Raw genomic sequence first — 26,758 nt, forward strand, 5'->3', positions numbered from 1 at the left:
ATCAACTGATGGGGGATAACTCATGAGCACCGGGCACAGCTTGGGAAGGCCAAAGGCGAGGTTCGCCCTTGGCGTCGTGACGGCAGCAGGAGTTGCGGTCGGAGTCGTGGGCGTTCCAGGAGCCGGCACCGCGTCCGCGCACCCGGTTTCGACCACGCTGCATTACACATGCTCAGCTTTTGGGGTCAGCCGGTCCGTCCCGATGGAGATCCACGCGGATGTCCCGGATTCAGTCGCAGTCGACAAGCCCAGCCCGGAATTCGCGTTCAACGCGACGATGAGGGCGAGTAAGGACGACACGCACCTGATCCACAGTTTCCTTGGGAGCCTGAAGTCCCTTGAGGGCACGGTGAACACGAACGTCGAACTGCGCTCGCAGCAGGGCAACTTCACAGTCCCTGTGCGCTTCAGCATCAACAAGGTCACCCTTCCCGAGTCCGACCGTGCCTTTGCCGTCACGGCGACCGGCTCCCTCCCCTCTCGCACGTTCCACAAGCCGGGCACCGTGCGGATCGTCGTTGGCGACCTCCACCTGACGCTCGTCGGGAAGAAGGCGAACGGCAAACCCCTGGGCAGGGTCAACCCGGCGTGCACGCTCGATGCCCACCAGTCGCCCGGCGTGGCATCGTTCGCGGTCACAGGGGCAGGGGCAGGGGCAGGGGCAGGGGCAGGGACAGGGACGACGACCGGCTCGCCCGCGTCCGGCACTTCGGGCACGGGCGCCACGACCGGTTCGGCCTCCGCCGGGGCGTCGGCACTGTCGCCCTCCCATGCCGACGCCACGGTGCAGGGCGCCACCGCGAGGACCGGCCAGGACACCAAGAACCTGATGCTGCTGGCTGTTGGCACTCTCGTCGCGGGCGGCGGCGTCTTCCTCTTCGGCTCGCGGCTGAAGCACCGCCGTCGCGGGTGACGGCCGTCGTGCGTGACGGCCGGCCGGCGGTGTCCTTGCGGTAAGCGCCATGGACGGGGGTGCGGCACCGCGACAGTGGGGATCCGCCCGGTGGCATCGGGCCCCGCCGTCGCCCCGGCCGTTCACCCCCCGTCGTCCCGGAAGCCCGTGCCACCGGGCTCATACCGGGATGGCCGGTCCGGCCGGCAGGGCCGACAGCAGAAGCAGTGCCACATCGTCCTGCCGGTCCGTGTCGGCGTCCTGGTTCTCCAGGAGGACGTCGGCGAGGCGCTCGGGGTCCAGCGACGGTGCGTCGTTGAGCCGCCCGGCCAGTTCGGCGACGGAGCGCTCCGGGTCGACGCCCGGCGTTTCGACCAGGCCGTCGGTGTAGAGCGCCAGGACGGAACTGGGCGGCAGGGTGATCTCCGTGGCGGAGTACCGGGCGTCCGGGTCGATGCCCAGGAGCAGGCCGGGCGGTACGTGCAGCACCGAGGTGTGCCGGTCGGGGTGGCGCAGGATGGGCGGCGGATGACCGGCACCGGCCAGGCACGCCCGCCGGGTCCGCAGATCGATGTGGACGTACAGACAGCTGGTGAACAGATCCGGGTCCAGGTCGGTGAGCAGCCGGTTGGTGCGGGCCAGCACCTCTCCGGGGGACACCCCCGCGGCCGCATAGGCGCGCACGGCGGTGCGGGCCTGTCCCATGAAGGCGGCGGCCGCCGCGTTGTGGCCCTGCACATCACCGATGACGGCCGCGATGTGCCCCTCGTCGAGCCGGATCAGGTCGTAGAAGTCGCCGCCGATCTCCATACCGCGGGTCGACGGCAGGTAACGGCCGGCGACGGCGAACCCGGGCACCGCGGGCAGACTGTGCGGCAGCAGGCCGGCCTGCAGATCGTGGGCCAGCTGCTGCTTGGTGTCGTACAGCCGGGCGCGGTCGAGTGCCTGGGCGATCAGCCCCGCCAGCGAGGTGAGGACCTGGCGCTCCTCCGGGCTGAAGGTGCGGGGCCGGGTGTACGAGAGGATGCAGCAGCCGACCGGGCGGCCGGAGACCACCAGCGGCAGCACGGCCCGGGACGCCTTGCCGGTCAGCCGCAGCAGCCCCGGGTAGTCGCGTTCGACCTCCTCCGGAGAGCTGAAGAAGCTGGACTCCCCGGTGGCGAGGGCGTGTACGGCGGGGCTGTGGGCGGCGTCCAGGGCGACACCTTCGAAGGCGGCGATGGCCTCCGGGGGGTATCCGCGGTGGCCGATGGTGTGCAGCCGGCCCGCCTCCGCCGCGTACATGATCATGCCCTGGGCGCCGAACGCCGGCACGATCTGATCGGCGATGAGATCGACGACGTCCCGCACGCCCACGGCCTCGGTGAGGGCGGCCGCGAGGTGCAGGACGTGGTAGATCTGCCCGGCCCGCGCCGGTACCCCCTGTCCCGCCGTCTCGCCCTGCGCGGGAGGAGGCGCCACCGGCCCGTAGTCCTTGCCCGAGGGGCTGATCCACACACTCAGCCCGCGGGCGTCCGGGAACATCCGGAACGTCAGCCACCGGTCCGGTGGCCGGCAGGCGGTGAACGACATCGCCCGGCGGCTGATCACCGCGGCGCGGTAGCGGTCCTCGAAGGCCGGGTCGCGCAGCCACGGCAGGGCATCCCAGGGACGCGAGCCGAGCAGCCGGATGTCCGACCCGCCGAGCAGCTCCGCCGCGCCCGTGGTGACCAGGGTGAAGCGTCCCTCCAGGTCGAGGGCGCAGCAGCCGCCGGGCAGCCGTTCCAGGTAGTCGACGGCCGCCAGCGCCTCGTCGGGTTCCACGGCCCGCGGCGGCGGGGGCGACAGCACCCGCGGGGCACCGGCGGGCGAGGTGGCACCCCGGGGCCGGGGGCGCTCGTCCAGCAGCGTCGCCAGACGCCGGCAGGAGGCCTCCACCGCCTCGTACTCGTCCTCCGACAGCTGCGTCGCGTGGCCGGCCGGCCACATCAGCAGCAGGGCGCCGCGGCTCGTGGCGCGGTCGCCGACCGGGGCGGCCGCCAGCGCGAAGTCATAGGGCACGGCGACCGCCGTGCGGGGGAAGTCCCGGGCCAGCTGCTGCTGCCCGCCGGCCCACACCAGACGCTGCTCGCGGGCGGCCACGGCGACCGGGATCGGGGCCGCCAGCGCCACCCGGCTCCACGGCTCCAGGAACGGCGCCGGAATCCCGCTCATGACCGTGAGCTGCAGCACCGGTTCGTCGTCCGCCAGCTCGTAGAGGCCGCCGGCGGAGGCCCCGGTCTTCCGCAGGGCGCCGAGCAGTGCCCGGTCGACCGGATCCGCCCCGGCCCCGCCGGTCATCGCACACCTGCACACAGCTGTCGTCGCGCCATCGAGACCACTCCGGCCCGCCGGTTTCCCCGTGCCGAGACCGTCGCGCCGTCTCTCCCGGGTCAGTGCCGACGTTACGCCGCCGACCGGGCCGCGGCACTCGGTTCCCCCGGCACCCGGTCCCGCCAGGGGCGGGATCGTCCAAGATGCGCTCAGCCCAGGCCGTATATCATGTAGTGGCGCCTCTTGGAAGTGGCGTGGGCAGCATGTCGCCTCCGAATCCGGAGAGAAACATGGCCACAGGCGAAGAGGACGACACGGAACGAGTCCGGCGTCCGTCCAGTAAGAAGACCGCCAGGAAAACCGCCAGAAAGACCAGCAGTACCCGGGCCGACAGCCGCGAGAGCGGGACGACGGAGCGCGCGGCCCGCCGCGTTTCGGCGCCACGCGCCATGCGGTACGCGTCCGAGCAGCTCGAAGAGCTGCTGGGGCGGGCGCCCGAGTCCGTCTCCGCGGTGCAGCCGACGGAGAACGGCTGGCAGGCGGATGTGGAAGTCCTGGAGCTGGAACGGGTGCCCGGAACCACGAGCGTGATGGCGACATACCGGGTGACGCTGGACACGGAAGGCGAGCTGGTGGCGTACGAACGCACCCGCCGCTACACCCGCGGCCAGATCGACCGGCATTGAGGACCGGCAGGCCGCCGCTCACCACGTTCGCCAGGCGAACGACTCGGCCGCTCCGCCCCGCGGGGTGAGCCGGTGAAGGGAGGCACCGTGACTGTGGTGCCGCAAGGCGGAGGGACCCTCGCCCCTGGTGGCGGGGGAGGCTCCGGCAATCTCTACGAAATCCTCGACCTGATCCTGGACCGCGGTCTGGTCATCGACGTCTTCGTGCGGGTGTCGTTGGTCGGCATCGAAATTCTCAAGATCGATGCTCGCATCGTCGTCGCGAGCGTCGACACCTACCTGCGCTTCGCCGAGGCCTGCAACCGCCTCGACCTGGAGGAGGGCCGCAAGGCGCCCTCCCAGCTGACCGATCTGGTCGGCGAGGTCACCGAGGGTGGTTCGCACGGCAAGGCCAAGGGCGCACTGTCCGGGGCCGCGGAAGCCGTCAGCGACGCCCTCAAGGGCGGCGGCGAGGACGAGGAGGAGCACGAGGAGAAGCACAAGGAGCCCGCCGGCCGGCGTGAGCGGCCGGCTCGTCGGCCGGCCCGGCGCCGGAAGGAGTGAGCGATGCCCGTCTATGTCTACTCCATCGTCGCAACCAACCACCCCCAGCACCTGAAGGCCCTGAACGGGGTGGGCGACCCGCCGTCCACGCTGCGCACGGTGCGGAGCGAGGAACTCGCCGCCGTCGTGAGCGACGCCCCCGAGGAGCTGCGCCCCAAACGCCGCGACCTCGGTGCGCATCAGGCCGTCCAGGAGGCGCTGATGGCCGACGGCACCGTCCTGCCCCTGCAGTTCGGCTTCACCACCACGGACGACGATGCCGTGCGGGAGGTGCTCGAGGAGCGTGCGGAGGAATTCACCGAGCGGCTGGAGGCACTGGAGGGCTGCGTGGAGTACCACCTCAAGGCCGCCCAGGCCGAGGAGGCGCTGCTGCGGCAGATCCTCTCGGAGTCGGACGAGGCACGCGCACTGAACGAACAGCTCAGAAGCGGCACCGGCGGGCCGGAAATGCCGCTCGCCCTCGGTGAACTGATCGCCCGGGAAGTACAGGACCGACAGGAGGCGCTCGCCGGCCAACTCGTCGACGCACTGCGCGGATTCGCCCGCGAGGAGCGCCTGTCGCAGGCGACCGGGGACGACTTCCTGAGCGTGTCCTTCCTGGTGGAGCAGGACAACGAGAAGAGTTTCCTCGGCGCGCAGCAGGATCTCGCCAAGGAGCTGGGGGAGGACTTCGACCTCCGGCTGCTCGGCCCGCTGCCCGCCTACAGTTTCGTCTAGGGAGTCCCCATGGGACTGTTGAGCCAACTCGCCACCCTTCCGCTGGCGCCCGTGCGCGGCGTGGCCTGGGTCATGGAACGCGTCGTCGACGCCGCGGAGGAGGAGTACTACGACCCCGCACCCATCGAGCGGGAACTCGCCGCGCTCGAACGCGCGCTGCTCGCGGGCGAGATCGATGAGGAGACCTTCGACCGGCGCGAGGACGAACTGCTGGACCGGCTGGAGGAGATCAGGGCTCATGTGCAGGGCACCGGCACCGGCAGCTGACCGCGGTCACCGGGGAGCCGGAGCGCCGCGCGGCGGCGGCCCGGTGCCGCGACAGCCGGGAATCGAGGTGCAGCGGCCGTGAACGAACCCGTCGCAAGGAGGACGGGCGACTACCCGTCCAGGGCCGGCCCGTACGGCGGGCAGGGCTCCTCGGCCAACCTCGCCGACATCCTGGAACGTGTCCTGGACAAGGGCATCGTCATCGCGGGTGACATCCAGATCAATCTGCTGGACATCGAACTGCTCACCATCAAACTCCGGCTGCTGGTCGCCTCGGTGGACAAGGCGAAGGAGATGGGCATCGACTGGTGGGAGCACGACCCCTCGCTCTCCTCCCGCGCCTCCGACGGCTACCACTCGCTCGCCGAGGAGAACAAGCGGCTGCGCGCCGAGATCGAGGCGCTGCGCGAGGGCGAGGAACTGCCGGCGGCCGAGGCGGAGGACGAGTACGAGGAAGAGGGCGAGGGCGAGGAGGAGTACGAGGAGGAGTACGAGGAAGAGGCCGAGCCCGCGGAGAGCCGGCCCGCGCCCCGCCGGGCCGCACGGACCTCCCGCGCCAGGCGGCCCGCGCCCCGCCCCCGCAGCAAGCGGCGGGACGAGTCATGACGGAGACCATCAGCTATGCCTACGCCGTCGCCCGCGACGACGACGGGACGCTGACACAGGCGCTGTCCGGCCTGCCCGGCGTGGCGGACGCGCCGGTGCACCTGGTGCGCGCCGGACACCGCGGCGAGATGGTGGCCGCCGTGAGCCCGGTGCCCGAGCAGGACTTCCAGGAGTCCGCACTGCGCGCCCACTTGGAGGACCTGGACTGGCTGGAGTCGGTGGCCCGCGCCCACCACCGGGTGATCGGCGCGCTGGCCGAGCGCACCACCGTCCTGCCGCTCCGGCTGGCGACGGTGTATCTCGACGACGAACGGGTGCGGCAGATGCTCGACGCCCGCCAGGAGGCCTTCGCGGGCCGGCTGTCCGAACTCACCGCCCACACCGAGTGGGGTGTCAAGATCTATGTCGAGGCGCCCGCGGCCACCGACCGCCCGGCCGCCCCGCCGGCCGCACCGGACCTGAGCCCCGGACGGGCCTACCTCAGCCATCGCCGGGCCCAGCGGCACGCCCGCGAGGACGCCTACCGGGACGCCGAGGAGATCGCCCGGCGTGTCGAGGACGCCGCCCGGCACCATGCCGTCGACCGGGTCCAGCACCGGGCCCAGCAGGGCGAACTCGCCCGCGGGCCGGGGGAGAACGTCATCAACGACGCCTATCTCGTGCCGGTGGGACACGCCGAGCGCTTCCGCGCCGACGTCCTCCGGGCCGCCGAGGGCCTGACCGGGGTCCGCGTCGAGGTCACCGGGCCCTGGGCCCCGTACTCCTTCGCCACGCCGCCCGAAACCGAGCCGATGAAGCGGGCCGCACCGTGAGGGCGGCGGACGGACAGCCGCCGGCAGTGGACCGGGAGCCGCTGCCGGACCGGCAGATCGCGCTGATCGACCTGCTGGACCGGCTGCTCAGCGGCGGGGTGGTCCTCACCGGCGATGTCGTCCTCTCCATCGCCGATATCGACCTCGTCCGCATCTCCCTGCGCGCGCTGATCGTCTCCATCAGCGAGCAGATCCCCGCCCCGTGGTCCACCACCGCCTCCCCGGTACGCGACGGCCATGACGGATGAGGACCGCCGCCCCGCCCAGCGCTTCGACGATGTCGCCGACGCGGCCGCCCGGGCGTTCCGTCTGCTGCCCGCGGCACCGCAGGACGAACCGCCGCCCGGCGGCAGGGAACGGCGGAGCCCGGCACACCGGCTGCGCACCGACCCGGACACCGTGGAACGCGACCTCATCAAGCTCGTGCTCACCCTCGTCGAGCTGCTGCGCCAGCTCATGGAGCGCCAGGCCCTGCAACGGGTCGACTCCGGAGACCTCACCGAGGAGCAGGAGGAGCGCCTGGGAGCGACGCTGATGATTCTGCACGACCGCATGGTGGAACTCTGCGCCCAATACGACCTGAAGATGCAGGATCTCAATCTGGACCTCGGTCCGCTCGGGACGCTGCTGCCACCGGATGAATGACCCTGAAGGAGTGCGACATGGGCATCGGGAAGAAGACCAGAAACCTCGGCCATATCGTCGAGGGAAAGGCCATGGAAACCACCGGGAAAGCGCTGGGAAACAAGGGCCTGGCCCGGAGAGGGAAAGTCGAACAGGTCAGGGGGAAAATGAAGCAGGCAATGGAAAGGGGCAGGGACTCGCTCAGGCACTGAACGGCGCGGCCCCGCCCTCGCATTCCGTGCGGGGGGCGGGGCCGGCGGGTGGCAGGCGCCGGGACCTTCCGGCCCGGTTCCGGGCCGGGGCTATCGGCGCGCCTGCTGGACGGCCACCCGGCCCGCCGCGGCCTCGGTGTGGGCCGCCTCGGTGCTGAGCGTGCCGCCGGCGCTTTCCAGATGCGCCCGGACGAACCACTGGAACAGTTCCAGCGACCGCAGATGCTCGATGAGCAGGTCCTGGGTCACCGGATCGACCCCGTCGGTGGCGGCCACCGCCGCCCGGTGGTCCTTGATGATGCCCGAGTAGACGACATCCAGCGCACCCAGATGCGCGATCGCGTCCGCCCGCCCGACGGAGTAGTCCTCCCAGGTCCGTTCCGCGACCAGCGCGCCCGGCGTGCCGGCCGGGGAGCCGCCGAGGGTCGCGATGCGCTCCGCGGTGGCGTCGACCATGGCGCGGACGGAATCGACTTGCGGATCGAGCATTTCGTGGACGGCGATGAAATGCGGTCCCACGACATTCCAGTGCACATGCTTGAGCGTCAGCGCCAGATCATTGAGCGCATGCAGCCTCAGCCGAAGGCGTTCGATGACCTCTCCTCCCTCGGCCTCCGTCATGCCGGGCACGGTGTATGCGGGGGAATTGCTCGCGGCCACGGTGAACTCTCCTTTCGCCACAGGTCGATCTTCCTGTGATGGTGATGCGGGTGCCCGGCAGTGCCGCCCGGAAACATTTCCTCGCCGCCGTTAGGGAAAGCGGCCGGTAGGCACCCGTAAGGGGGCGTCCGGCCGGCCGGGCGGCACACCGCCGCGCGCTCCGAGTAGCGCATCGACGCCGTTCGGGCTGAAGTGGTAGCTGCGACATACGGTCGGACGGGCACGCCGCGGCGCCGCCGCACACGGCCCGGCGCGGCCGCCTGCCCACGTCAAGGAGGTCAGCATGCCTGCCGGTTCGAGCAAGAAGCGTGAGCGTCAGTACGAGCACATCAAGGAAGGCGCACAGGAACGGGGAACGTCCACGAAGCGCGCCGAGGAAATCGCCGCGCGGACGGTGAACAAGGAGCGGGCGCGCGCCGGCGAGGCGAAATCGCCGGGCAAGGTCTCCACCCGGGACCCGAAGTCCGCTCCGCAGCGGGGCGGCGAGCGCTCCCACCGCGGTGCGCAGGGGCCGACCAGGGACCAGCTGTACGAGGAGGCGAAGAAGCGCCACGTCGAAGGCCGTTCCTCGATGACCAAGGAGCAGCTGCGCCACGCCCTCGGCCGCTGAGCGAGCCCCCGGACGGAGCGGCCGGCGGACCGGGCCCGGCCGCCGCTCCGTTCACTCCTCTTCCTCGTCCTCCTCCCACTCCTCTTCCTCGCCGTCCTCGGCCGGCTCGTCCTCGTCGAGGTCTTCGTCCTCCTCGCCCCGGTCCTCGGCGCCGCCTTCTTCCTCGTCCTCGTAGTCCTCGTCGTACTCGTCCTCGGCTTCCTCGCCGTCGTACTCTTCCGAGTCCTCCGCCTCTTCGGCTTCTTCGGCCTCGACGGCCTCCTCGTGCGTCCGTACGACCTCGCCGTCGCGGATCTCGCCGCGCCAGCCCTCCGGCTCTTCCTCGGTGAGGGTCACGTAGCGCTGGAAGTGCTTGAAGTCCAGCCGCAGCCGGCGTCCCTGGACGCGCCAGATGTTTCCGGTCTTCTCGAAGAATCCCGAGGCGTAATACTCGACGACCAGCACGATGCGGGTCAGGCTCGGCGCCAGCTCGTGGAAGCTGACGGCACCGTGCGTCGTTCCCTTGGCGCCCTCGGACGACCAGACGATGCGTTCATCGGGGATCTGCTCCAGGACCGTGGCTTTCCATCCCCGGGTCGACGGGCCGACCTTGGCCTTCCAGTCCGTGGTCGTCTCGTCCTGCACCGACACATTGCGTACGCCCTTGGTGAAGCTGCTGAACTTCTCGTACTGGGTCCAGTGGTCGTAGGCCGTACGCAGCGGTACGCCGATATCGAGGACCTCGATGATGTTGGTGACCTTCTGATCCCCGGACTTGCGCTTCTTGCCGCCGCCCAGGACGTCCTTGGCCTTGCCCACGACGTTGTCCTTGACGTTCTCCGCCGTCCCTTTGAGGGCGGCCTTCACGGGTGAGTCGCCGCCGAGGAGATTGGCTCCGATTTTGGAGAGGGATCCGCCGTTCTCGGCGACATCGGTCAGCTGGCCCGTCACATCCGTCAGCTTGTCGCCGGCTCGTTCGGCCAGGTTTCCCACCCAGCTCGTCACATAGTCCCCGAGCTCGTCCCGCAGTCGGTCGAGTCCGGAATCCGCTTTGTCCTGTCCCGTCTTGGCCATGACCGGTTACCTCCGGCGCTCGACGCGCGCTGATGTCTTCTTGGCGCTCTTCTTCGCCGCGGGGGCTGCCTTCCTGCCTGCGGCGGTCTTCTTGGCGGCGGTCTTCTTCGCGGGGGCCTTCTTGGCTGCCTTCCCTGCCGTCTTCTTGGCCGGGGCCTTCTTGGCGGGCGCCGTCTTCTTCGCCGCCGTCTTCTTCGCTGCCGTCTTCTTGGCCGCGGTCTTCTTGGCGGCGGTCTTCTTCGCGGGCGCCTTCTTGGCTGCCTTCCCCGCCGTCTTCTTGGCCGGAGCCGCCTTCTTGGCCGGGGCCTTGGTAGCGGTCTTCCTTGCAGCGGTCTTCTTTGCAGCAGTCTTCTTCGCCGCGGTCTTCTTCGCGGGTGCCGTCTTCTTGGCGGGTGCCGTCCGCCTCGGGGCCGTACGGCCGGCCGCGGCCTTCTTCCGGGCGGCCTTTCTGGCCTGCTGCTGCCCGCCCCGCTTCGACGGGGCTTCCCGTTCCGCCGCCGGTGTGCGCTTCTGCGGCGTGCGCCGGCGGGGCCGCTCCTCGGGCTCCTCCTCCGGCTCCTCTTCTTCTTCCTCCTCCTCTTCTTCCTCGTACTCGCCCTCCGGCTCCTCCTCTTCGCCTTCACCCTCCTCGTACTCTTCTTCTTCCTCCTCGGGCTCCTCACCCTCGTCGTACGGCTCGTACTCCGCTTCCTTTTCCTCTCCCTCTCCTTCCTCCTCCTCTTCTTCCTCGCCTTCCTCCTCGCCGCTTTCGAGCTTCAGGGTCCGGTCGTGCAGTGTGTCGGCGAGAGTGCCCAGACCGCGGTTGGCGGCCGTGGTCACGGCCTGCCGGCCGGCGTTCAGCACTTCTCCGCGCAATTGGTCACCCAGCTCTGCGACCTGGGGGATCTCGCCGAGTTTGCGTATCCCCTCCGTCACGAGCTGGCGCGGTTCAAGCCCGAATTGGCGCCCGGCGAGATACGACGCCACCGTGAGGGCGAACCGCGCCTTCTTCGTGCGGCCCAGCAGATAGCCGCCGGCCAGTGCGGCGGCCAACAGGGCCTTGGATCCGTCATTCATGGGTACGCCACCTTTTCCCGGTCGTCCGGCCTAATCGGCGTCTGTGCAGGCGACCACCGCCCAGCGGTGATGCTCCGCCCTAACTCCAGAGTGAGCCGTGTGATGACCTCCGCATCTCGAAGCGCACTGAGAGCCCTTGTGGTGACACGGTGAATGCGGTCGATCCCATTGCGTGGTGGAATTCCGCCCGGATACGGCCCGAATATGGCACGGATATGGCAGGGATACGGCAGGGATACGACACAGAGGAACGGAGGAACACCGCGGGGTGTTTTCGGCCCGTCCCGCGGAAGTGCTGCTCACGGGGCCGTACGGAGGCGCCGGATGCCCCGCCGCAGGTGTGCGGACGCCGTGCAACGGCCCTACGCTCGGAATATGCCGGGAATACGCCGTGCACCGTCGCGCGTGGGAGTAGGGGGAGCGCGGCGTGTTCGCCGGCGCACGGTGTCCGTACGGCTGTGGGCCGTGGCGGCGGCGGTGGCGCTGTGCGGCGTCGCCGCGGGAACTCCCGCCGCGGTGGCCGCCGGTGACCAGGATCTGACGCCGTTCTACCAGCAGCATCTCTCATGGGAGCCGTGCGGCGGGGACGTACAGAGCGGTGCGCAGAGCGGGGGTGCCACCGAGCCGCCCGGCTTCCGGGAGCGCCTGGACTGCGCCCGGATGTCGGTGCCGCGGAACTACACCGACCCCGGCCACAACACGATGCAGATCCAGCTGATCCGGCTCAAGGCCACCGGGCCCGGCAAGCGGCTCGGCTCGCTGGTGCTCAACCCCGGCGGGCCCGGTGCTTCCGGCGTCAACTATCTGATCGACAGCGGCAGCGCCTTCGCCCGGCTGGGACAGCGCTACGACATCGTCAGCTTCGATCCGCGCGGCACCGGCCACTCCGAACCCGTCTCCTGCGGCAGCTCCCTCGCCCCGCCTCCCGCCGCGGGCGCCGACAACAGCCTGGCTTCGAAGGAGAAACGCATCAACGACGCCTGCGGCCGTTACTCCGGCGGGCTGCTGCCCTATGTGGGGACCCCCGACGTCGCCCGGGACATGGACGTGCTGCGCGCCGCGGTCCATGACGACAAGCTCAACTACCTGGGCTTTTCCTACGGCACCAAGCTCGGCGCGGTCTACGCCCATGAGTTTCCCGACAAGACCGGCCGGATGGTGCTGGACAGCGTCGAGGATCCCACCAAGAACACCTGGCAGACCGCGGTGTCCCAGGCCCGGGGTTTCCAGCGGGGGCTGGACGACTTCGCCGCCGACTGCATCGGCTCCGCGGACTGCCCGCTGGGCACCGACCCGCACCAGGCGCAACAGCAACTCCTCAGCTGGTACCACCAGTTGAGCGATACGCCGATGAAGGTGAAGGGGGAGACGGTGGATGAGACCACCTATGTGTACGCCCTGCGGGAGGCCCTCTACAGCAGGAGCGACTGGCCGCAGCTGCGCCAGGCGCTGGCACAGCTGCGGCGCGGTGACGCCTCGGGGATTCTCCGGCTGAGCGGCAGCGGCGGCGGCAGCGCCGCCCGGCTCCCGGCGCGGCAGGTCGGGCGGGACGAGCTACCGCCGCAGGACCAGCTGGCCCTGCGGGCGATCTCCTGCCGGGACACCTCGGAGCGCTACGGCGCCGACGACTATCCCCGGGCGGAACGCGAACTGACCAAGGCCTCCCCGCTCTTCGGCCCCGACATCGCCCCGACCCTGCTGGACTGCTACGACTGGCCGGTGGCGGGCGACGACTCCTCCCGTGACGTCTCGGCGCCCGGCGCACCGCCCATGCTGCTCGTCGCCACCACCAATGATCCGGCGACGCCCTACCAGGGCGCGTTCGGCATGGCACGGGTGCTGGACAACTCCAGTGTCGTGCTGACCTACCGGGGTGAGGGGCACGCCGCCTACACCACCGGCGACCCCTGCGTACAGAGCCACGTCGACGACTTCCTCCTGAACGGCACCCTGCCCAAGCCCCATACCTCCTGCGGCTGACCGGCCCGCCCCGCGGGAGGGCCGTGCGCGGCGGCGGAGGCTACTTGTAGTAGCGGGTGTCCTCGACGTCCACGACGGGGGCGCCGGGGGACGGCGGCTGGGTGCGCCGCCGCTTGAGGATGCTGACGTAGGTGGCGAGGCCGATGATGCCGACGATCATCATGATGATGCCGACCAGGTCGAGGTTGATCCCGGCCATGTGCCAGTCCACCGCGAAGGTGAGGATCGCGCCCACTGCGAGCAGGCCGATGCACCCGCCGATTCCCATGGTGTCAACCTCCATAACTCTCTTGGCAGTAATGCTCGTTGACCTCCCGGGTACCCCGAGGTGGTCGCCTTATGTGCGGGAGCGGTGCGGGCGGTGGCCCCGGCCGGGCTCAGCCGGCCCGCCGACCGCCTCTGCCGGAGGTCTTCTTCGCCGCGGCCGTCTTCTTCGCGGTGGACTTTCCGGCCGCGGTCTTTCCGGCGGCGCTCTTCTTCGCCGCGGTCTTGCGGGCGGCGCTCTTCTTCGTGCCGGGGCCGGATCCGGCGGGTTCGGCGTCCGCGTCCTCACCGCGGGACTTCCGGGCCGCGCGCACACTGTCCTGCAGGGCCGCCATCAGGTCCATCACCTGTCCGGCGGGTGGCTCCTCGCCGGTTTCGAAGTGCGGTTCACGATGCGCCAGCTTCGCCGCCACGATCTCTTCGAGCGCCTCGCGGTAGTGATCGTGCACATCGTCCTCGGACAGCTCGCCAAAGGAGTCCATCAGCGTCTCGGCGGCCTCCACCTCATTGGCATGGACCTCCACCGGCCGCTCGGGCAGCACCCCGTCCATCGGGCGGATCTGATGCGGCCACAGCAGCACCTGCATCACCAGTGCCCCCGCCATCGGCCGGATCATGGCGAGCGTCTCCCGCCCGTGCAGTGCGATCTTGCCGAGGCCGACGCGCTGATGCCGCTCCATCGCCTCCCGCAGCAGCACATAGGGCTTGGCCGCGGCGGGGCTGTCGATGCCCAGGTAGTAGCCCTTGCCCATCTGCAGCGGGTCGATGTCGCCGCCGGCCACGAAGGCCAGGATCGTCAGGGTCTTCGCGGTTGGCAGCGGCAGTGCGTCCAGGTCCTCGTCGCTGAGCGGGACGACCGTGTCGCCCTCGCCGGGCCGGTAGCCCCGGCCGATCTCGTCCGGCGTGATCTCCACGCCCTCCAGCGAGCACACGGGCTGATTGCGCACCCGGCCACCGTCCGCGGTGTGGATCCGTACGAAGCTGACGGACGTGGAGCTGTCCGTGGCGTTGTACGCCGCGACCGGGATCGTGACCAGGCCGAAGCTGATGGAGAACTTCGCCGTGGGGCGCATGGGGCCGCCTTCGTCGGAGCCATTCGGATCCATGCTAGGCGGGGCGGCCGGAGCGTACATCCGCTGCCGTACCGGGTGTGCCGAACGGGTGGCGGGGCCGCCCGGGGCCGCCTGCGGAGGCCGTCCGTCCGCTCAGCCGGACTCGGCCCGGACGCGGCCCGAACGGACCGCCGCCACCAGCGCCTGGTGGTCGCGCGCGTTCTGGTCCGCGTAGCGCTCCGCGAACAGTGCCAGCGCCTCGTCGAAGACCGTGCCCGAGCCGAGGTACGCGCCGATCGCGATCCGGTCGCCCGACCTGGCGTGCGCGCGGGCCAGTGTGGCGCCGCAGCGCACCGCGAACCGCCGCATGCCGATCGGCGCCATGGCGTCCGTCTGCAGGATGCCCTTCCAGTCGCGCAGCTGGCGCACATAGAAATCGCGGGGGTGCCCGTCGATGCCGGTGGTCTGCTGCCAGCCGAGGAAGATGTCGCTGGCGGCCTGCATCATCCGCTGGCCGGCCACGACCCGGGCCCCCTCGTTGTCCTGCCGGCTCGGCCCGGCGTACGGGGCGAGCACCGATTCGCCGGCCTCCTTGGCCTGCAGCAGCAGCGGGTCGTCGGAGTCCTTGCCGAGCAGCAGCATGATCCAGCAGCGGGTGCCCACGCTGCCGACGCCGACGACCTTGCGGGCCATGTCGACGACCCGGTACTGCTCCAGCAGCCTGCGGTGGTCCGCGCGCAGACTGCGGCCGTAGCCGGTGATGAGATCCCCGAGGGTGCCGGCCAGCCGGTCCCCCTCGGCGCCCGGCAGCAGCTCGCGCAGCGGCACGATCAGCGGCGGATCCGCGGCGATCCGCACCTCGCCGCCGCTGCGCCGGGTCAGCTTGCGGAACGCCTGCAGGGTGTCGTGCGCATGGGCGTCCTCGATCATCCGGGACAGCCCCGCACGGCCCCTGGCGCCCAGCTCCCGGTCCTCCTCGGCCTCGACCTCGGCCATGTCGGCGTGCGCGTACCAGACCTCCAGGGTCCGCATCGTGGCGTACCGGCGCATCTGCTCCCGGTAGGAAGCCCCGACGGCCCGGAGGATGCCGGCCCGCTCCGGCTCGCCGAAGCCGTTCTGGCGGCCCGCGATGGCGAAGCTGGCCGCCAGCCGTTTGACGTCCCACTCCCAGGGGCCGGGCAGGGTCTCGTCGAAGTCGTTGATGTCGAACATCAGATGACGCTCGGGGGAGGCCAGCAGCCGGAAGTTCAGCAGATGGGCATCCCCGCACAGCTGGGCCGTCAGCCCCGTCGACGGTGTCGTGGCCAGATCCGCGGCCATGATGGCGGCCGCGCCGCGGTAGAACCGGAACGGTGACTCCAGCATCCGCCCGTAGCGCAGGGGGACCAACTCCGGCAGGCGGAGGGCCGATTGCCGCTCGATGAGGTCCACCGGGTCGGCACGGTCCGGCGCCGGGCTGAACTCCTCATGACGCGAGCGGGGCACTTCGGAGCGAAGTGCCCTGCCCGCGTCCGCGCGTTCCTGTGCGGTGGGTCCGGAGGCCATCAGGCGCGCCGGTCGACTCAGACGGCGACGGCGTGGCGGTGGTCTCCGGCACACAGCGCCCAGATGATGAAGATGTCGATGGCGATCAGCACGATCGCCCAGAACGGGTAGTGGGGGATCCACAGGAAGTTCGCGAGCGCGCTGAGGCCCGCGACGATCACACCGACCACCCTCGCCCAGGCCGCGCCGCTGCTCAGCAGGGCGATGCCCGCCAGCAGGATGACGAGGCCCAGGATGAGATGGATCCAGCCCCATCCGGTGAGGTTGAAGGAGAAGACGTAGTTCGTCGTGGTGACGAAGACGTTGTCCTTGGCGATGGCGGAGATGCCCTCCAGGAGGGTCATCGCGCCACCGAAGATCATGAGGACTGCGGCGAATGCGGTCCATCCGCCCACAGTCTGCTTCCGAGAGGCCATGGGTCACTCCTCTGCTTGAGAAACCTGGCCGTGTCCACACCGGAACTGCCGGTGATCACGCCGTGAGACCACGGTTCCACAGGTATGCCGCACCCGCATGTCAGGGACGTTCGCAGGCCTGCAGCACGCCCGCGACCGCAAAGCACAGCGCGCCCGTGAGGGTCCCCCAGTTGGCGACGCCGACGTTCACCAGGCTGCCGGTCTCGGGCCGGCTGAAGGCCGCCAGCGCGGACACCATGAACAGCGCCGAACCGAGCTGATTGACCGCGACGATCCACCAGCCGAGGCTGCGCGCGTGGAGGCACGGCCGGCCGTGGCAGACCTCGATCACCGCGAGGTGCCCCGAGATCAGGAACAGCGCACAGCCGATCATGTCGGGCGTCCAGACCAGCCGGTTCGTCTGCCGTGCCGTGAGCCCCTGGAGAAACGAATCCAGCAGATTGACGCCGAACACCAGCGTCCCCTGGAACAGCAGAAAGGTGCTCAGCCAGTCCACCCGGCCGGGCTCGTAGCTCCACCACCGGAACGCGTGCGTGGTCAGCTCACCTGCCGTACCCTCCCGGCGCGGCGCGTTGACGGTCTGGGCCAGCGAGGCGTAGCCGCCCAGGGTGAAGAAGACGCCGCCGACGAAGTAGACCGTGGCGCACACGGTCGGCCCCGCGGTGCTGAACTGGGAGAGCGCCGCACCGACGGCGAAGAGGAGGCCGCCGACCGTGAAGGAGGCCGCGGCCACGCCGTTGAGCCTGCGCAGCCGCGCCAGCGCCATGGCGTCGGCGCGCCGCACACCGCTCTCGGCGGCACCGGCGGGGCGCACCGCGAGCGTCCCGCGCTTGCGGGCCGCCCGGGACTCCCAGACGGCGGTGCCGCCCTCCTCCAGGCGCCAGGTCAGCCGGGTGATGAACGGTCCCGCACCCTCGGCGCGTTCCTCGGAATGCCCCACCCGCCGAGACTAACGACCCCGTGCGCGATTGCCGGGCCCCGTCAGGCCGTGTCCACCAGACGGGCCAGATGGGCCAGCGCCAGCGCATAGCCGTGGGCCCCCGCCCCGCAGATCACCGCGTCGGCGACCCCGGACACATAGGAGAAGTGCCGGAACTCCTCCCGCCGGTGAATGTTCGACAGATGCACCTCGACGATCGGGACGTCCGCCGCGGCCAGCGCGTCGCGCAGGGCCACGGAGGTGTGGCTGTAGCCGGCCGGATTGATCACGATCCCGCGGTGCGCGGTCCGTGCCTCCTGCACGGCGTCGATGAGGACGCCCTCGTGGTTGCTCTGCCGCACATCGGCCCGCAGTCCGTGCGCGGTGGCGGTGCGGTGGCACAGCGCCTCGATGTCGGCGAAGGTGTCCCGCCCGTAGATCTCGGGCTCACGCAGTCCGAGCAGATTGAGATTGGGCCCGTTGAGGACCAGGACGGGGGCGGCGGAGGCGTGGTCGGCGTCCGGGTTCGGCATCTTCTCTCCCGTGCAGAGGTGCGCGGTGCGCGCCCGGCGTCTGTAGGAACCGGTGGGTTCATTGTGCGGGACGCCGCGGCCGGTCCGGCTCACGGGCCGGTACCGGCCGCCTGCGGGCGCCGGTTCAGTGCCGGCCGCTGTCACCGCCCGGCCGTCCGGCCTTCAGGGCGGTGCCCGGCGCGGGCAGCGGATCGGGCGCGGGGCCGGGCTGCGGACCCGGTGTCGGCGGCGCGGGGTGCGGCGGGACCGGGTCCGGTTCGGGGCCCGGCACCGGCGGCGGCACCGGGTCGGGTCCGGGGACGGGGGCCGGGCCGGGCGTGGGGCCCGGGGTGGGTCCGGGCGGCCCGGGGCCCGGACCCGGAGTGGGCGGAACGGGGTCCGGACGGGGGGTGGCGGACTGTCCTGCGTGCGCTCGCACCGTCATCTGCTCCTCATGGTCGCTGCTGGGCGGACGGGCGCCGGGCGCTCCCTCCGCGGGGTTGCCGGTCTCCTTGCCGGTCCGGCGCCGACCATGCGCACGGCCGCGCACGGACCGCATCCGTGCCCACTCTGCGACGGACCGCGGGACTTGGCGACACAGGCGGCACCCGGGCGCCCCGCCGGACGCGTCCCCGGACGCCACGCCGATCGGCCGCGGCCGGCTCGACGATCCCGGACTCACCGCGCAGCGCTGGTCGTTGCGGGATGTCGCCGCCGTCCTGGCGCAGGCGGCCGCGCGCCCGTGGTCCGAGGTGCCGGCCCGCGGACGGTCGCTGCGCACGGCGCGCCGGCGGCCCGACGCGCTGCGGTGAGCGGCGCGCCCTTGCGCCCCCTGGAGCAGTGGCCGTTTCCCGTGCGGCGGACCGGGGAGGGTGACCGCGGACGCACCGACCGGAGCGACGGAGGACATGGCGTGGCCGGCACTATCCCCCTCGACTTCCCCCTCGACCCCGACGGCCCGTACGGGACCGCGCCGTGAGCGCCCGCGGCGGGCAGCGGGCCCTGGCGCACGCCCTGCTGGAGCGGCACGGCGAGACCTTCGCGGCACAGAGCGGGATCCGGCTGGGCAACACCCCGCAGCCGCTGTACCAGGTGCTGGTGCTGGCCGGGCTGCTCAGCGCGCGCATCCGCGCGTCCGTGGCGGTGGCGGCCGCCCGTGCCCTGTTCGACGCGGGACTGCGCACCCCGCGGCGGATGGCCGCGGCGACCTGGCAGCAGCGGGTCGACGCCCTGGGGGAGGGCGGCTACCGGCGCTACGACGAGCGCACCGCCACCCAGCTCGGCGACGGCGCCACGCTGCTGCTGGACACCTGTGGCGGCGATCTGCGGCGGATGCGAGCGGCGGCGGGCGGCGACGTCACCGCGCTGCGCCGGGAACTGCAGAAGGTCCCCGGCCTGGGGCCGACGGGCTCCCACATCTTCCTGCGGGAGGTGCAGGACGTCTGGCCGGAATTCGCCCCGTACCTCGATGCCAAGGCCGTCCAGGGCGCCGAGCGGCTGGGCCTGCCCGGCGACCCCCGGCAGCTGGCGCGCCTGGTCGGGGCGGACCGGACCGCAGCCTTCGCCTCCGGGCTGGTGCGCGCGGCACTGGACCGGTCCGTCGCCGAGGACGTACGGGAGGCGGCGGGGGCCTGAACCGGCGCCCGGCTCAGCCGCTCCAGGTCCAGCCCGCGACCTCCGGAAGGTCGGTGCCGTGCTCCCGGATCCAGGCGTGATGACGGGTACGGGCGTCGGCCATCTCCTGCCGCAGCGCGACGGCGCGCACCCCGAGGCCGGGTACCCGGTCCACCACGTCCATCACCAGCCGGAACCGGTCGAGATCGTTGCGGACGACCATGTCGAAGGGCGTGGTGGTGGTGCCCTCCTCCTTGTAGCCGCGCACATGGAGGTTCTCGTGGCCCGCGCGCCGGTAGCCGAGCCGGTGGATCAGCCACGGGTAGCCGTGGTAGGCGAAGATGACCGGCCTGTCGCGGGTGAACAGCGCGTCGTACTCGGCATCCGGCATGCCGTGCGGGTGCTCCCCGGGCGTCAGCAGCCGGGCCATGTCGACGACGTTGACCACCCGCACCGCCAGCTCCGGCAGACGGCGGCGCAGCAGGGCGGCCGCCGCCAGGGTCTCCAGCGTGGGCACGTCCCCCGCGCAGGCCAGCACCACGTCCGGCGGGCTGCTGCCGTCCTCGGTGCCCGCCCACTCCCAGGCGCCGGCGCCGCGCGCGCAGTGGGCGCGGGCCTCGTCGAGGGTGAGCCAGTCGAAGCTCGGCTGCTTGCCGGCCACCATCACATTGACGTAGTCGCGGCTGCGCAGCACATGGTCGGCCACCGCGAGCAGGGTGTTGGCGTCCGGTGGCAGATAGACCCGGACCACCTCCGGGCTCTTGTTGAGGATGTGGTCGACGAAGCCGGGGTCCTGGTGCGAGAAGCCGTTGTGGTCCTGCCGCCAGACGTGTGAGGTCAGCAGATAGTTCAGCGAGGCGACCGGGCGCCGCCAGGGCAGCCGGCGGCACGTCCGCAGCCACTTGATGTGCTGGTTGACCATCGAGTCGACGATGTGCGCGAAGGCCTCGTAGCTGGAGAACAGCCCGTGCCGGCCGGTGAGGAGATAGCCCTCCAGCCATCCCTGGCACAGATGCTCCGAGAGCACCTCCATGACCCGCCCGTCATGGGCGAGATGCTCATCGGTGTCGAGGCGCTCGGCCTGCCAGGCCTTGCCGGTGGCCTCGTAGAGGGCCTCCAGCCGGTTCGAGGCGGTCTCGTCGGGGCCCACGACGCGGAAGTCGCGGCGCTGCGCGGTGGCCTCCATGACGGCTTCGAGCAGCCCGCCCAGTACCCGGGTCGGCTCGTGCAGCGCACCGCCGCGCGCCGTGACCTCCACCGCGAAGCGCTCCAGCGGCGGCAGGGGCAGATCCCGCAGCAGCACACCCCCGTTGGCGTGCGGCGAGGCACCCAGCCGGCGCGGGCCTTCGGGCACGCAGGCCAGCACCTCGGGGCGCGGCCGGCCCCCGGCGTCGAACAGCTCGTCCGGGCGGTAGGAGCGCAGCCAGTCCTCCAGCTGCCGCAGATGCCCGGCGTCGTCCCGTACGCCGGGCAGCGGGACCTGGTGGGCGCGCCACGTGCCCTCGACCGGCTGTCCGTCGACCTCGTGCGGACCGGTCCAGCCCTTGGGTGTGCGCAGCACGATCATGGGCCAGCGGGGGCGCTCCGTGACGCCCTCCGTGCGGGCCCGGCGCTGGATGTCGGCGATGCGGTCCAGGGCGTGGTCCATCGCGGCGGCCAGCGCCTGGTGGACCGCTGCCGGGTCGTCGCCGGTGACATGGAGCGGCTCGTGACCGTAGCCGCGCAGCAGGTCATCCAGCTCGTCCTGCGGGATCCGGGCGAGCACCGCCGGGTTGGCGATCTTGTAGCCGTTGAGGTGCAGGACGGGCAGCACCGCGCCGTCGTGCACCGGGTCCAGGAACTTCGTGGCGTGCCAGGACGCGGCGAGCGGCCCGGTCTCCGCCTCGCCGTCGCCGACCACACAGGCGACCAGCAGCTCCGGGTTGTCGAACGCCGCGCCATAGGCATGGGTGAGGGAGTAGCCGAGCTCGCCGCCCTCGTGGATCGAGCCCGGGGTCTCCGGAGCGACATGGCTGGGGATCCCGCCGGGGAAGGAGAACTGCCGGAACAGCCGGACCATGCCGGCCTCGTCCCGGGTGACATCGGGGTAGGTCTCGGCGTACGTGCCGTCCAGCCAGGAATTGGCCACCACGGCGGGGCCGCCGTGCCCCGGCCCCCAGACGCACAGGGCGTCCAGCTCGCGGGCCTTGATGACGCGGTTGAGATGGGTGTGCACGAGGTTCAGACCGGGCGAGGTGCCCCAGTGGCCCAGCAGCCGCGGCTTGATGTGCTCGGGGCGCAGGGGGACGGTCAGCAGCGGGTTGGCCATCAGATAGATCTGCCCGGCGGCCAGGTAGTTGGCGGCCCGCCAATGGGCGTCGAGGGCGTGCAGCTCATCGGCGCCGAGGGGGCCCGGCGCGGTGTCTGCGGTGTCTTCTGCGGCTGCTGCGCTTGCTGTGGGGGCCGCGTCGGGCATGCTCATCTCCTGACCGTGGTGGGTGCGAGGGGTGTTCACCGGCGGCACTGTGCGTGTGCCCACGCGACGGGCACTTCATGGGCGGGCGCAGCCGACGGGCCGCCGCCCGGTGGACGGGCACCCCTCGCCTCCCGCTTCCGGTCGCCGTGCCGCGCGGCAATGGGGGGACCGCGGTTCAGTCGGGTGGCTCGGCGGCCGGGTCGTCGTCCGGCTTCGCGCCGGGCTCGCCAGGGCCAGGGGCAGGAGCCGGTTCGTCCGGTTCCGGTCCGGCCGGGGCCGGGTCCCGCGGCACCGGCTCCGGCTCGCTCGGCACGGGGCCCGGTCCGTCGGGCTCGCGTGCGGTGGTCACGGCGGCAGCGCTCATCAGGGTCATGTTTCCTCTCCTTCCTCACCATCGTCCGTCGGACGGCGGCCGTCGGCCCGTTCAGGAGGGGACCGGGAGGCGGAGGCAGCGGAAACGGGGGCCGGGCTCAGGTGGGGAAGCGGCCCGCCCGCGACGGCGGGCGGGCGCCGGGGTGACGGACCCCGGACCGGCGGGCGCGGCGGCGGCTGTGGTCCAGGTGGCCCTGGCGGCCCCGGCGGCGCCAGTGTCCCCGGTGGCCCCGCTGTCTCCGCTGGCCCCGCTGTCTCCGCTGTCCTCAGTACACGTCACGGACATAGCGCTTGTCGGCGGCGAGCTGTTTCACATAGCCGGCGGCCGCCTCCTGCGTCAGGCCGCCGTGCGCCACGGCGATGTCCCGCAGTGCGCGGTCGACGTCCTTGGCCATCCGGGAAGCGTCACCGCAGACATAGAAGTGGGCGCCGTCCTGGAGCCAGGACCACAGCTGGGCGCCGTGCTCCCGCATCCGGTCCTGGACGTAGATCTTGGCGCGCTGATCGCGGGAGAAGGCGGTGTCCAGCCGGGTGAGCAACCCCTCCCGGCACAGTTCGCCGAGTGCGTCCTCGTGGTAGAAGTCGGTGGCGCGGCGCTGCTCGCCGAAGAAGAGCCAGTTGGGGGCGCGGTGGCCGCGGGCCCGCCGCTCTTCGAGGAAGCCGAGGAAGGGCGCCACGCCGGTGCCCGGGCCCACCATCACCATCGGGGTCGCCGGGTCGGCCGGCGGACGGAACCGGTCGGTGCGCCGGACGAACACCGGCACCGGGCTGTCCTGCCCGGCATCGGCCAGAAAGGTGGAGGCCACGCCCTTGCGGGGGCGGCCCTGGCGGTTCTCGAAGCGGACCACGGAGACCGTCAGACGCAGCAGGGCGGGGTCGGTCAGCGGGCTCGACGAGATGGAGTACAGCCGGGGCTGAAGGCGGGGGAGGAGGGCGGCCCAGTCGGCCGCCTCGGCCCGTACCGGGTGTTCGGCGAGGACGTCGACGGCCTGCCGGCTCCAGGTCCACTGGGCCAGCTCACCCCGGTTGTCGGGCCGCAGCAGCTTCTTCAGGGCTCGGTCACCGGTGCGTTCGGCGACCAGGCGGAGGAGGGCGGGGGTGATCCGGGTGAGATCCAGATGGCGGTGCAGGGCCTCCTCCAGCGGCACCGTGCCCGGGCCGGGCAGCTCGACGGCGGCGGTGGGATCGGCACCGGTGGCGGACAGCCACTCCGCGACGAGTTCCGGGCAGTTCTGCGGCAGCACACCGAGCGCATCGCCCGCCGCGTAGTCCAGCGGGGTGCCGTCGCCGTCACGGGTGTCGAAGGTGAACTCCCGCACCTCCTTGGTGGCCCCGGCCCGGCTCAGCAGCTGGTTGCCGACGAGGAGGGCGGTGACGGGTGCGGGCTTGGCGGGCCCGGCGGCCGGCGCCGCGGGAGCCGGGGGAGCCGGGGGAGCCGAGGGAGCCGGGGCGGCCTCCGTCGTGGCCGTCACCCCGCCCGGTGCCGCCCCGCCCGGTGCCGGACCCTCCGTCCCCGGGCCGTCCGCCAGGACCGTGAGCACCTTCTCCAGCCACTGCCCGGCCGGCGCCTCGTAGTCCGGTTCGCAGTCGGCCCGCGGCACCAGCCGCTGCGCACCGAGTTCGGCGAGCCGTGCGTCGAGCCGCCGGCCGTGGCCGCAGAAGTCGTCGTAGGAGGAGTCGCCCAGCGCGAGCACGGAGTAGCGCACGCCCTCCAGCCGCGGGGTGTCCGGCGCGTTGAGGGTCTCCCAGAAGTCCGAGCCGTTGTCGGGGGCGTCGCCGTCCCCGAAGGTGCTGGTGACCAGAAGCAGATCGGCGCCGTGCGGCAGGGTGGCCGGTGCGGTGTCGGCCATGCTCAGCAGCGTCGCCGTCCGCCCGCTGCCGTTGAGCCGGCGGGCCGCGTCGGCGGCGACCTCCTCCGCGTTGCCGGTCTGTGAGGCCCACAGGACGAACACCGCCGGGGCCACCGCGTCGCCGGACGCCGCGGCGGGCATGTCCGCCGTGCCGGTCGCCGGCCGGGCCTGCGGGACGCGCGAGAACATTCCGGCCAGCATGCCGTTGACCCACAGCGCGGTGTCCGGGTCGAAGGGCGCCTCGGCCGGCAGCACCGGGGTGCCGGCGGCGGGGCCGGAGTCCAGCCCGGTGAGAAAGCCGGACAGATAGCGGCGTTCGTGCGCGGCCAGCACCGGCGGCGCGGACGCCGCGAGCTGGAACACCCCGGCCAGCGCCGCCACCGCCGCACCACCGCCGGGGCCCGGGAAGGCGTCCGCACCGGCCGTCCCACCCGTGGTCTCACCGGCTGTCCCACCGGCCGGCGCCCCCTGCCCGGAGCCCGTCTCTCCCGCGACCTTGGCCAGGGACACCGCACACGCCTTGAACTCGGGCTGGAAGGAGATCGGATCGACCGCGTCATGGGTCACCGCATTGACGCTGAGGTACTCGCCGAACAGATCGTTCCAGTGGAACGGCGCGAAGCAGTTGCCGGGCCGCACCCGGTCGGTCGGCACGGCGGGCAGCACCGCCCGGCCGCGCCGCGAGGCGACCTCCACCATGTCGCCCTCCACCAGCCCCAGCGCCAGGGCGTCCGCCGGGTGGATCTCCACGAAGGGGCCCGGGTTGAGCTTGTTCAGCTTGGCGACCGTGCCGGTCTTGGTGAGGGTGTGCCACTGGTGTGGCAGGCGGCCGGTGTTGAGGACGTACGGGAAGTCGTCGTCGGGCAGTTCGGCCGCCGGGAGGTGCGGACGGGCGAAGAACACGGCCCGGCCGGACGCGGTGGGGAAGGACAGCCGGGGGCGGCTGCCGTCCGGCCGCTCGTCCAGGGACTGGCTGACGCCGTCGTTGAGGTAGCGCACCGGGTTGCGGTCGGGCCCCTCGGCGGTGGCGCAGGGCCACTGCACGGGGGTGTCCCGCAGCCGTTCGTAGGTCACCCCGCGCAGGTCATAGCCCGTCTGCGGGTTCCAGGCGCGCTTGATCTCCTCGAATATCTCCTCGGCACTGCGGTAGCTGAAGGCGTCCTCGTACCCCATCTCGCAGGCGACCTCGGCGATGATCCGCCAGTCCGGCCAGGCCTCGCCCGGGGCGTCGGCGGCCTGCCGCACCAGCGTCAGCGTGCGCTCGGAGTTGACCATCACGCCCTCGGACTCGGACCACATGGCGGCGGGCAGCACCACATCGGCGTACGCGGTGGTCTCGGTCTCCGCGAAGACGTCCTGGGCGACGACGAACTCCGCGGCCTCCAGCCCCTCGATGACCGTACGGCGGTTGGCGACCGAGGCGACGGGGTTGGTGCAGATGATCCAGCACGCCTTGATCTCCCCGTCGGCCATCCGCCGGAACATCTCGACGGTGCCCCGGCCGGGCTCGTCCGCCCGCAGCGTCCCCGGCTCCAGCCCCCACAGCTCCTCGGTGAAGGCACGGTCCGCGGCGACCAGCGTCGACCGCTGACCGGGCAGGCCCGGCCCCATGTAGCCCATCTCCCGCCCGCCCATCGCGTTGGGCTGGCCGGTGAGGGAGAACGGGCCGCAGCCGGGGCGGCAGATCGTCCCGGTCGCCAGATGCAGATTGATCAGGGCATTGGTGTTCCAGGTGCCGTGGGTGCTCTGGTTCAGGCCCATGGTCCAGCAGCTCATCCAGGCGTCCGCCGCACCGATCCACTCGGCGGCCCGGCGCAGCTCGGCCTCCGGTATCCCGGTGAGCTCCGCGACCTTCGCGGGCGGATAGTCCTCGAGGAACTCCGGCATCGCCGCCCAGCCCTCGGTGTGCTCGGATATGAACTCCGCGTCGAGCCGGCCGTCGGCCGCCAGCAGATGCAACAGGCCGTTCAGCAGCGCCAGATCCGTCCCCGGCTCGATCTGCAGGAACAGGTCGGCCTTGGCCGCGGTGGCGGTGCGCCGCGGATCGACCACGATCAGCTTGGCGCCCGCCTTCACCCGCTCCATCATCCGCAGGAAGAGAATCGGGTGGCAGTCGGCCATGTTGGCGCCGATGACGAAGAAGACCTCGGCGTGCTCGAAGTCCTCGTACGAGCCGGGCGGGCCGTCCGCGCCCAGCGACAGCTTGTAGCCGCTGCCCGCACTCGCCATGCACAGCCGCGAGTTGGACTCGATGTGCCGGGTGCGGACGAACCCCTTGGCGAGCTTGTTCGCCAGGTACTGCGCCTCCAGCGTCATCTGTCCCGAGACATAGAGCGCGAAGGCGTCCGGACCGTGCTCGTCGACGATCTCCCGCAGCCGTGCGGCGGTCCGTTTGACGGCGGTGTCCATCGCCTCGGCGGCCGGCTCGTCGCCGCGGTCCGCGCGCACCAGGGCGCTCGACAGCCGGCCCGGCGCCGCGAACAGCTCGGCGCTGGTCGCGCCCTTGGTGCACAGCCGGCCCCCGTTCGACGGGTGGGCCTTGTCGCCGGCCGCCCTGCGGACCGTTCGCCGGCCCTCCCCGTCCGTCGCGACGTCCAGCACGACCCCGCACCCGACCCCGCAGTACGTGCACGCCGTCCGCACCTGCGACATGGTCTCGGCCGGCGGTTCCGGTGCGGTCACGGACGGTCCCCTTCGTGGTCGGCTGCTGCGCTTCCGACCCTACGAACGGCCCGTTAACCAGGTGTCA

26 protein-coding genes are annotated in these 26,758 nt (G+C 71.9%); 13 read left to right on the forward strand and 13 right to left on the reverse strand.

The window, feature by feature from the left end; translation table 11 throughout:
- Window positions 1–22 precede the first annotated feature (22 nt).
- Entirely contained in the window at window positions 23–913 is an 891-nt protein-coding gene (locus tag OIU81_RS31610) for a DUF6801 domain-containing protein (protein WP_329153312.1), read from the forward strand.
- Between the two features lie 159 nt (window positions 914–1,072).
- Here the strand turns inward: OIU81_RS31610 and OIU81_RS31615 are convergent, their stop codons facing one another.
- Window positions 1,073–3,211, reverse strand: coding sequence for a SpoIIE family protein phosphatase (locus OIU81_RS31615; protein ID WP_329153314.1), 2,139 nt, complete (start codon window positions 3,209–3,211; stop codon window positions 1,073–1,075).
- Window positions 3,212–3,474: 263 nt separating this feature from the next.
- Between OIU81_RS31615 and OIU81_RS31620 the strand changes: the two genes are divergently transcribed.
- The 9 genes from OIU81_RS31620 to OIU81_RS31660 all read left to right on the forward strand — a co-directional run bounded on the left by OIU81_RS31620 (window position 3,475) and on the right by OIU81_RS31660 (window position 7,651).
- On the forward strand, window positions 3,475–3,870 hold the full coding sequence (locus tag OIU81_RS31620; protein WP_329153316.1) for a gas vesicle protein GvpO: 396 nt from the start codon (window positions 3,475–3,477) through the stop codon (window positions 3,868–3,870).
- An 87-nt stretch (window positions 3,871–3,957) separates the two neighbouring features.
- Entirely contained in the window at window positions 3,958–4,413 is a 456-nt protein-coding gene (locus tag OIU81_RS31625) for a gas vesicle structural protein GvpA (RefSeq protein ID WP_329153318.1), read from the forward strand.
- Between the two features lie 3 nt (window positions 4,414–4,416).
- The gene (locus tag OIU81_RS31630) at window positions 4,417–5,130 is read left to right on the forward strand and encodes a GvpL/GvpF family gas vesicle protein (protein WP_329153319.1); all 714 of its coding nucleotides are present in this window, start codon (window positions 4,417–4,419) and stop codon (window positions 5,128–5,130) included.
- A gap of 9 nt (window positions 5,131–5,139) precedes the next feature.
- Entirely contained in the window at window positions 5,140–5,397 is a 258-nt protein-coding gene (locus OIU81_RS31635) for a gas vesicle protein GvpG (RefSeq protein ID WP_329153320.1), read from the forward strand.
- A 78-nt stretch (window positions 5,398–5,475) separates the two neighbouring features.
- A complete protein-coding gene (locus tag OIU81_RS31640) occupies window positions 5,476–6,003 on the forward strand; it encodes a gas vesicle protein (protein ID WP_329153322.1) in 528 nt (175 codons plus the stop codon).
- Window positions 6,000–6,815 carry a GvpL/GvpF family gas vesicle protein gene (locus tag OIU81_RS31645; RefSeq protein WP_329153324.1) on the forward strand — a complete coding sequence of 272 codons (816 nt, stop codon included), beginning with the start codon at window positions 6,000–6,002 and terminating at the stop codon, window positions 6,813–6,815. The genes OIU81_RS31640 and OIU81_RS31645 overlap by 4 nt, the downstream gene beginning before the upstream one ends.
- Window positions 6,812–7,063, forward strand: a complete 252-nt coding sequence (locus OIU81_RS31650; protein ID WP_329153326.1) for a gas vesicle protein — start codon at window positions 6,812–6,814, stop codon at window positions 7,061–7,063. Before OIU81_RS31645 ends, OIU81_RS31650 begins: the two co-directional genes overlap by 4 nt.
- Complete coding sequence (locus OIU81_RS31655) at window positions 7,053–7,460, forward strand: gas vesicle protein K (protein ID WP_329153328.1); 408 nt, start codon at window positions 7,053–7,055, stop codon at window positions 7,458–7,460. Before OIU81_RS31650 ends, OIU81_RS31655 begins: the two co-directional genes overlap by 11 nt.
- A 17-nt stretch (window positions 7,461–7,477) precedes the next feature.
- The gene (locus tag OIU81_RS31660) at window positions 7,478–7,651 is read left to right on the forward strand and encodes a CsbD family protein (protein WP_329153329.1); all 174 of its coding nucleotides are present in this window, start codon (window positions 7,478–7,480) and stop codon (window positions 7,649–7,651) included.
- A gap of 90 nt (window positions 7,652–7,741) precedes the next feature.
- On the opposite strand, the gene OIU81_RS31665 is transcribed toward OIU81_RS31660, so the two are convergent.
- A complete protein-coding gene (locus tag OIU81_RS31665; protein ID WP_329155494.1) occupies window positions 7,742–8,272 on the reverse strand; it encodes a Dps family protein in 531 nt (176 codons plus the stop codon).
- 322 nt (window positions 8,273–8,594) lie between these two features.
- On the opposite strand from OIU81_RS31665, the gene OIU81_RS31670 reads away from it, so the two are divergent.
- Complete coding sequence (locus OIU81_RS31670; RefSeq protein ID WP_329153330.1) at window positions 8,595–8,921, forward strand: plasmid stabilization protein; 327 nt, start codon at window positions 8,595–8,597, stop codon at window positions 8,919–8,921.
- 51 nt (window positions 8,922–8,972) lie between these two features.
- On the opposite strand, the gene OIU81_RS31675 is transcribed toward OIU81_RS31670, so the two are convergent.
- Together OIU81_RS31675 and OIU81_RS31680 are read right to left on the reverse strand one after the other, a co-directional pair.
- Window positions 8,973–9,974, reverse strand: coding sequence for an SRPBCC family protein (locus OIU81_RS31675; RefSeq protein ID WP_329153331.1), 1,002 nt, complete (start codon window positions 9,972–9,974; stop codon window positions 8,973–8,975).
- 6 nt (window positions 9,975–9,980) lie between these two features.
- On the reverse strand, window positions 9,981–11,030 hold the full coding sequence (locus tag OIU81_RS31680; protein ID WP_329153333.1) for a histone H1-like repetitive region-containing protein: 1,050 nt from the start codon (window positions 11,028–11,030) through the stop codon (window positions 9,981–9,983).
- A 444-nt stretch (window positions 11,031–11,474) separates the two neighbouring features.
- On the opposite strand from OIU81_RS31680, the gene OIU81_RS31685 reads away from it, so the two are divergent.
- Complete coding sequence (locus OIU81_RS31685) at window positions 11,475–13,010, forward strand: alpha/beta hydrolase (protein ID WP_329153335.1); 1,536 nt, start codon at window positions 11,475–11,477, stop codon at window positions 13,008–13,010.
- Window positions 13,011–13,050: 40 nt separating this feature from the next.
- Here the strand turns inward: OIU81_RS31685 and OIU81_RS31690 are convergent, their stop codons facing one another.
- The 6 genes from OIU81_RS31690 to aroQ form a co-directional block, all read right to left on the reverse strand.
- Window positions 13,051–13,278 carry a DUF6458 family protein gene (locus OIU81_RS31690; RefSeq protein ID WP_189096941.1) on the reverse strand — a complete coding sequence of 76 codons (228 nt, stop codon included), beginning with the start codon at window positions 13,276–13,278 and terminating at the stop codon, window positions 13,051–13,053.
- Window positions 13,279–13,387: 109 nt separating this feature from the next.
- Window positions 13,388–14,347, reverse strand: coding sequence for a non-homologous end joining protein Ku (gene ku, locus OIU81_RS31695; RefSeq protein WP_329153337.1), 960 nt, complete (start codon window positions 14,345–14,347; stop codon window positions 13,388–13,390).
- A 132-nt stretch (window positions 14,348–14,479) separates the two neighbouring features.
- The gene (locus tag OIU81_RS31700) at window positions 14,480–15,871 is read right to left on the reverse strand and encodes a DUF2252 domain-containing protein (RefSeq protein WP_329153338.1); all 1,392 of its coding nucleotides are present in this window, start codon (window positions 15,869–15,871) and stop codon (window positions 14,480–14,482) included.
- 17 nt (window positions 15,872–15,888) lie between these two features.
- On the reverse strand, window positions 15,889–16,287 hold the full coding sequence (locus OIU81_RS31705; protein ID WP_329153339.1) for a DUF7144 family membrane protein: 399 nt from the start codon (window positions 16,285–16,287) through the stop codon (window positions 15,889–15,891).
- 100 nt (window positions 16,288–16,387) lie between these two features.
- Window positions 16,388–17,227, reverse strand: coding sequence for a hypothetical protein (locus tag OIU81_RS31710; RefSeq protein ID WP_329153340.1), 840 nt, complete (start codon window positions 17,225–17,227; stop codon window positions 16,388–16,390).
- A 41-nt stretch (window positions 17,228–17,268) separates the two neighbouring features.
- Window positions 17,269–17,739, reverse strand: coding sequence for a type II 3-dehydroquinate dehydratase (gene aroQ, locus OIU81_RS31715; RefSeq protein WP_329153342.1), 471 nt, complete (start codon window positions 17,737–17,739; stop codon window positions 17,269–17,271).
- Between the two features lie 954 nt (window positions 17,740–18,693).
- On the opposite strand from aroQ, the gene OIU81_RS31720 reads away from it, so the two are divergent.
- Window positions 18,694–19,353: an endonuclease gene (locus OIU81_RS31720; protein WP_329153344.1), complete on the forward strand. Its 660-nt coding sequence runs from the start codon at window positions 18,694–18,696 to the stop codon at window positions 19,351–19,353.
- A 13-nt stretch (window positions 19,354–19,366) separates the two neighbouring features.
- Here the strand turns inward: OIU81_RS31720 and OIU81_RS31725 are convergent, their stop codons facing one another.
- From OIU81_RS31725 to OIU81_RS31735, 3 genes are all read right to left on the reverse strand, one after another.
- Window positions 19,367–21,787: a phosphoketolase family protein gene (locus OIU81_RS31725; RefSeq protein WP_329155495.1), complete on the reverse strand. Its 2,421-nt coding sequence runs from the start codon at window positions 21,785–21,787 to the stop codon at window positions 19,367–19,369.
- Between the two features lie 175 nt (window positions 21,788–21,962).
- Window positions 21,963–22,160, reverse strand: coding sequence for a hypothetical protein (locus OIU81_RS31730; RefSeq protein ID WP_329153345.1), 198 nt, complete (start codon window positions 22,158–22,160; stop codon window positions 21,963–21,965).
- A gap of 265 nt (window positions 22,161–22,425) precedes the next feature.
- On the reverse strand, window positions 22,426–26,661 hold the full coding sequence (locus tag OIU81_RS31735) for a bifunctional nitrate reductase/sulfite reductase flavoprotein subunit alpha (RefSeq protein WP_329155496.1): 4,236 nt from the start codon (window positions 26,659–26,661) through the stop codon (window positions 22,426–22,428).
- Window positions 26,662–26,758 lie beyond the last annotated feature (97 nt).

Source organism: Streptomyces sp. NBC_01454 (assembly GCF_036227565.1).
GTDB lineage: Bacteria > Actinomycetota > Actinomycetes > Streptomycetales > Streptomycetaceae > Streptomyces.

Excerpts from the sequence above, each read along its gene's own strand:
- ku (WP_329153337.1), bottom strand. The coding sequence starts at position 14,347 with ATGCGCCCCACGGCGAAGTTCTCCATCAGCTTCGGCCTGGTCACGATC.
- OIU81_RS31735 (WP_329155496.1), bottom strand. The coding sequence starts at position 26,661 with ATGTCGCAGGTGCGGACGGCGTGCACGTACTGCGGGGTCGGGTGCGGG.
- OIU81_RS31660 (WP_329153329.1), top strand. The coding sequence starts at position 7,478 with ATGGGCATCGGGAAGAAGACCAGAAACCTCGGCCATATCGTCGAGGGA.
- OIU81_RS31655 (WP_329153328.1), top strand. The coding sequence starts at position 7,053 with ATGACGGATGAGGACCGCCGCCCCGCCCAGCGCTTCGACGATGTCGCC.
- OIU81_RS31680 (WP_329153333.1), bottom strand. The coding sequence starts at position 11,030 with ATGAATGACGGATCCAAGGCCCTGTTGGCCGCCGCACTGGCCGGCGGC.
- OIU81_RS31705 (WP_329153339.1), bottom strand. The coding sequence starts at position 16,287 with ATGGCCTCTCGGAAGCAGACTGTGGGCGGATGGACCGCATTCGCCGCA.
- aroQ (WP_329153342.1), bottom strand. The coding sequence starts at position 17,739 with ATGCCGAACCCGGACGCCGACCACGCCTCCGCCGCCCCCGTCCTGGTC.
- OIU81_RS31645 (WP_329153324.1), top strand. The coding sequence starts at position 6,000 with ATGACGGAGACCATCAGCTATGCCTACGCCGTCGCCCGCGACGACGAC.
- OIU81_RS31630 (WP_329153319.1), top strand. The coding sequence starts at position 4,417 with ATGCCCGTCTATGTCTACTCCATCGTCGCAACCAACCACCCCCAGCAC.
- OIU81_RS31665 (WP_329155494.1), bottom strand. The coding sequence starts at position 8,272 with ATGACGGAGGCCGAGGGAGGAGAGGTCATCGAACGCCTTCGGCTGAGG.
- OIU81_RS31615 (WP_329153314.1), bottom strand. The coding sequence starts at position 3,211 with ATGACCGGCGGGGCCGGGGCGGATCCGGTCGACCGGGCACTGCTCGGC.
- OIU81_RS31635 (WP_329153320.1), top strand. The coding sequence starts at position 5,140 with ATGGGACTGTTGAGCCAACTCGCCACCCTTCCGCTGGCGCCCGTGCGC.
- OIU81_RS31675 (WP_329153331.1), bottom strand. The coding sequence starts at position 9,974 with ATGGCCAAGACGGGACAGGACAAAGCGGATTCCGGACTCGACCGACTG.
- OIU81_RS31725 (WP_329155495.1), bottom strand. The coding sequence starts at position 21,787 with ATGCCCGACGCGGCCCCCACAGCAAGCGCAGCAGCCGCAGAAGACACC.
- OIU81_RS31730 (WP_329153345.1), bottom strand. The coding sequence starts at position 22,160 with ATGACCCTGATGAGCGCTGCCGCCGTGACCACCGCACGCGAGCCCGAC.
- OIU81_RS31670 (WP_329153330.1), top strand. The coding sequence starts at position 8,595 with ATGCCTGCCGGTTCGAGCAAGAAGCGTGAGCGTCAGTACGAGCACATC.
- OIU81_RS31690 (WP_189096941.1), bottom strand. The coding sequence starts at position 13,278 with ATGGGAATCGGCGGGTGCATCGGCCTGCTCGCAGTGGGCGCGATCCTC.
- OIU81_RS31700 (WP_329153338.1), bottom strand. The coding sequence starts at position 15,871 with ATGGCCTCCGGACCCACCGCACAGGAACGCGCGGACGCGGGCAGGGCA.
- OIU81_RS31620 (WP_329153316.1), top strand. The coding sequence starts at position 3,475 with ATGGCCACAGGCGAAGAGGACGACACGGAACGAGTCCGGCGTCCGTCC.
- OIU81_RS31610 (WP_329153312.1), top strand. The coding sequence starts at position 23 with ATGAGCACCGGGCACAGCTTGGGAAGGCCAAAGGCGAGGTTCGCCCTT.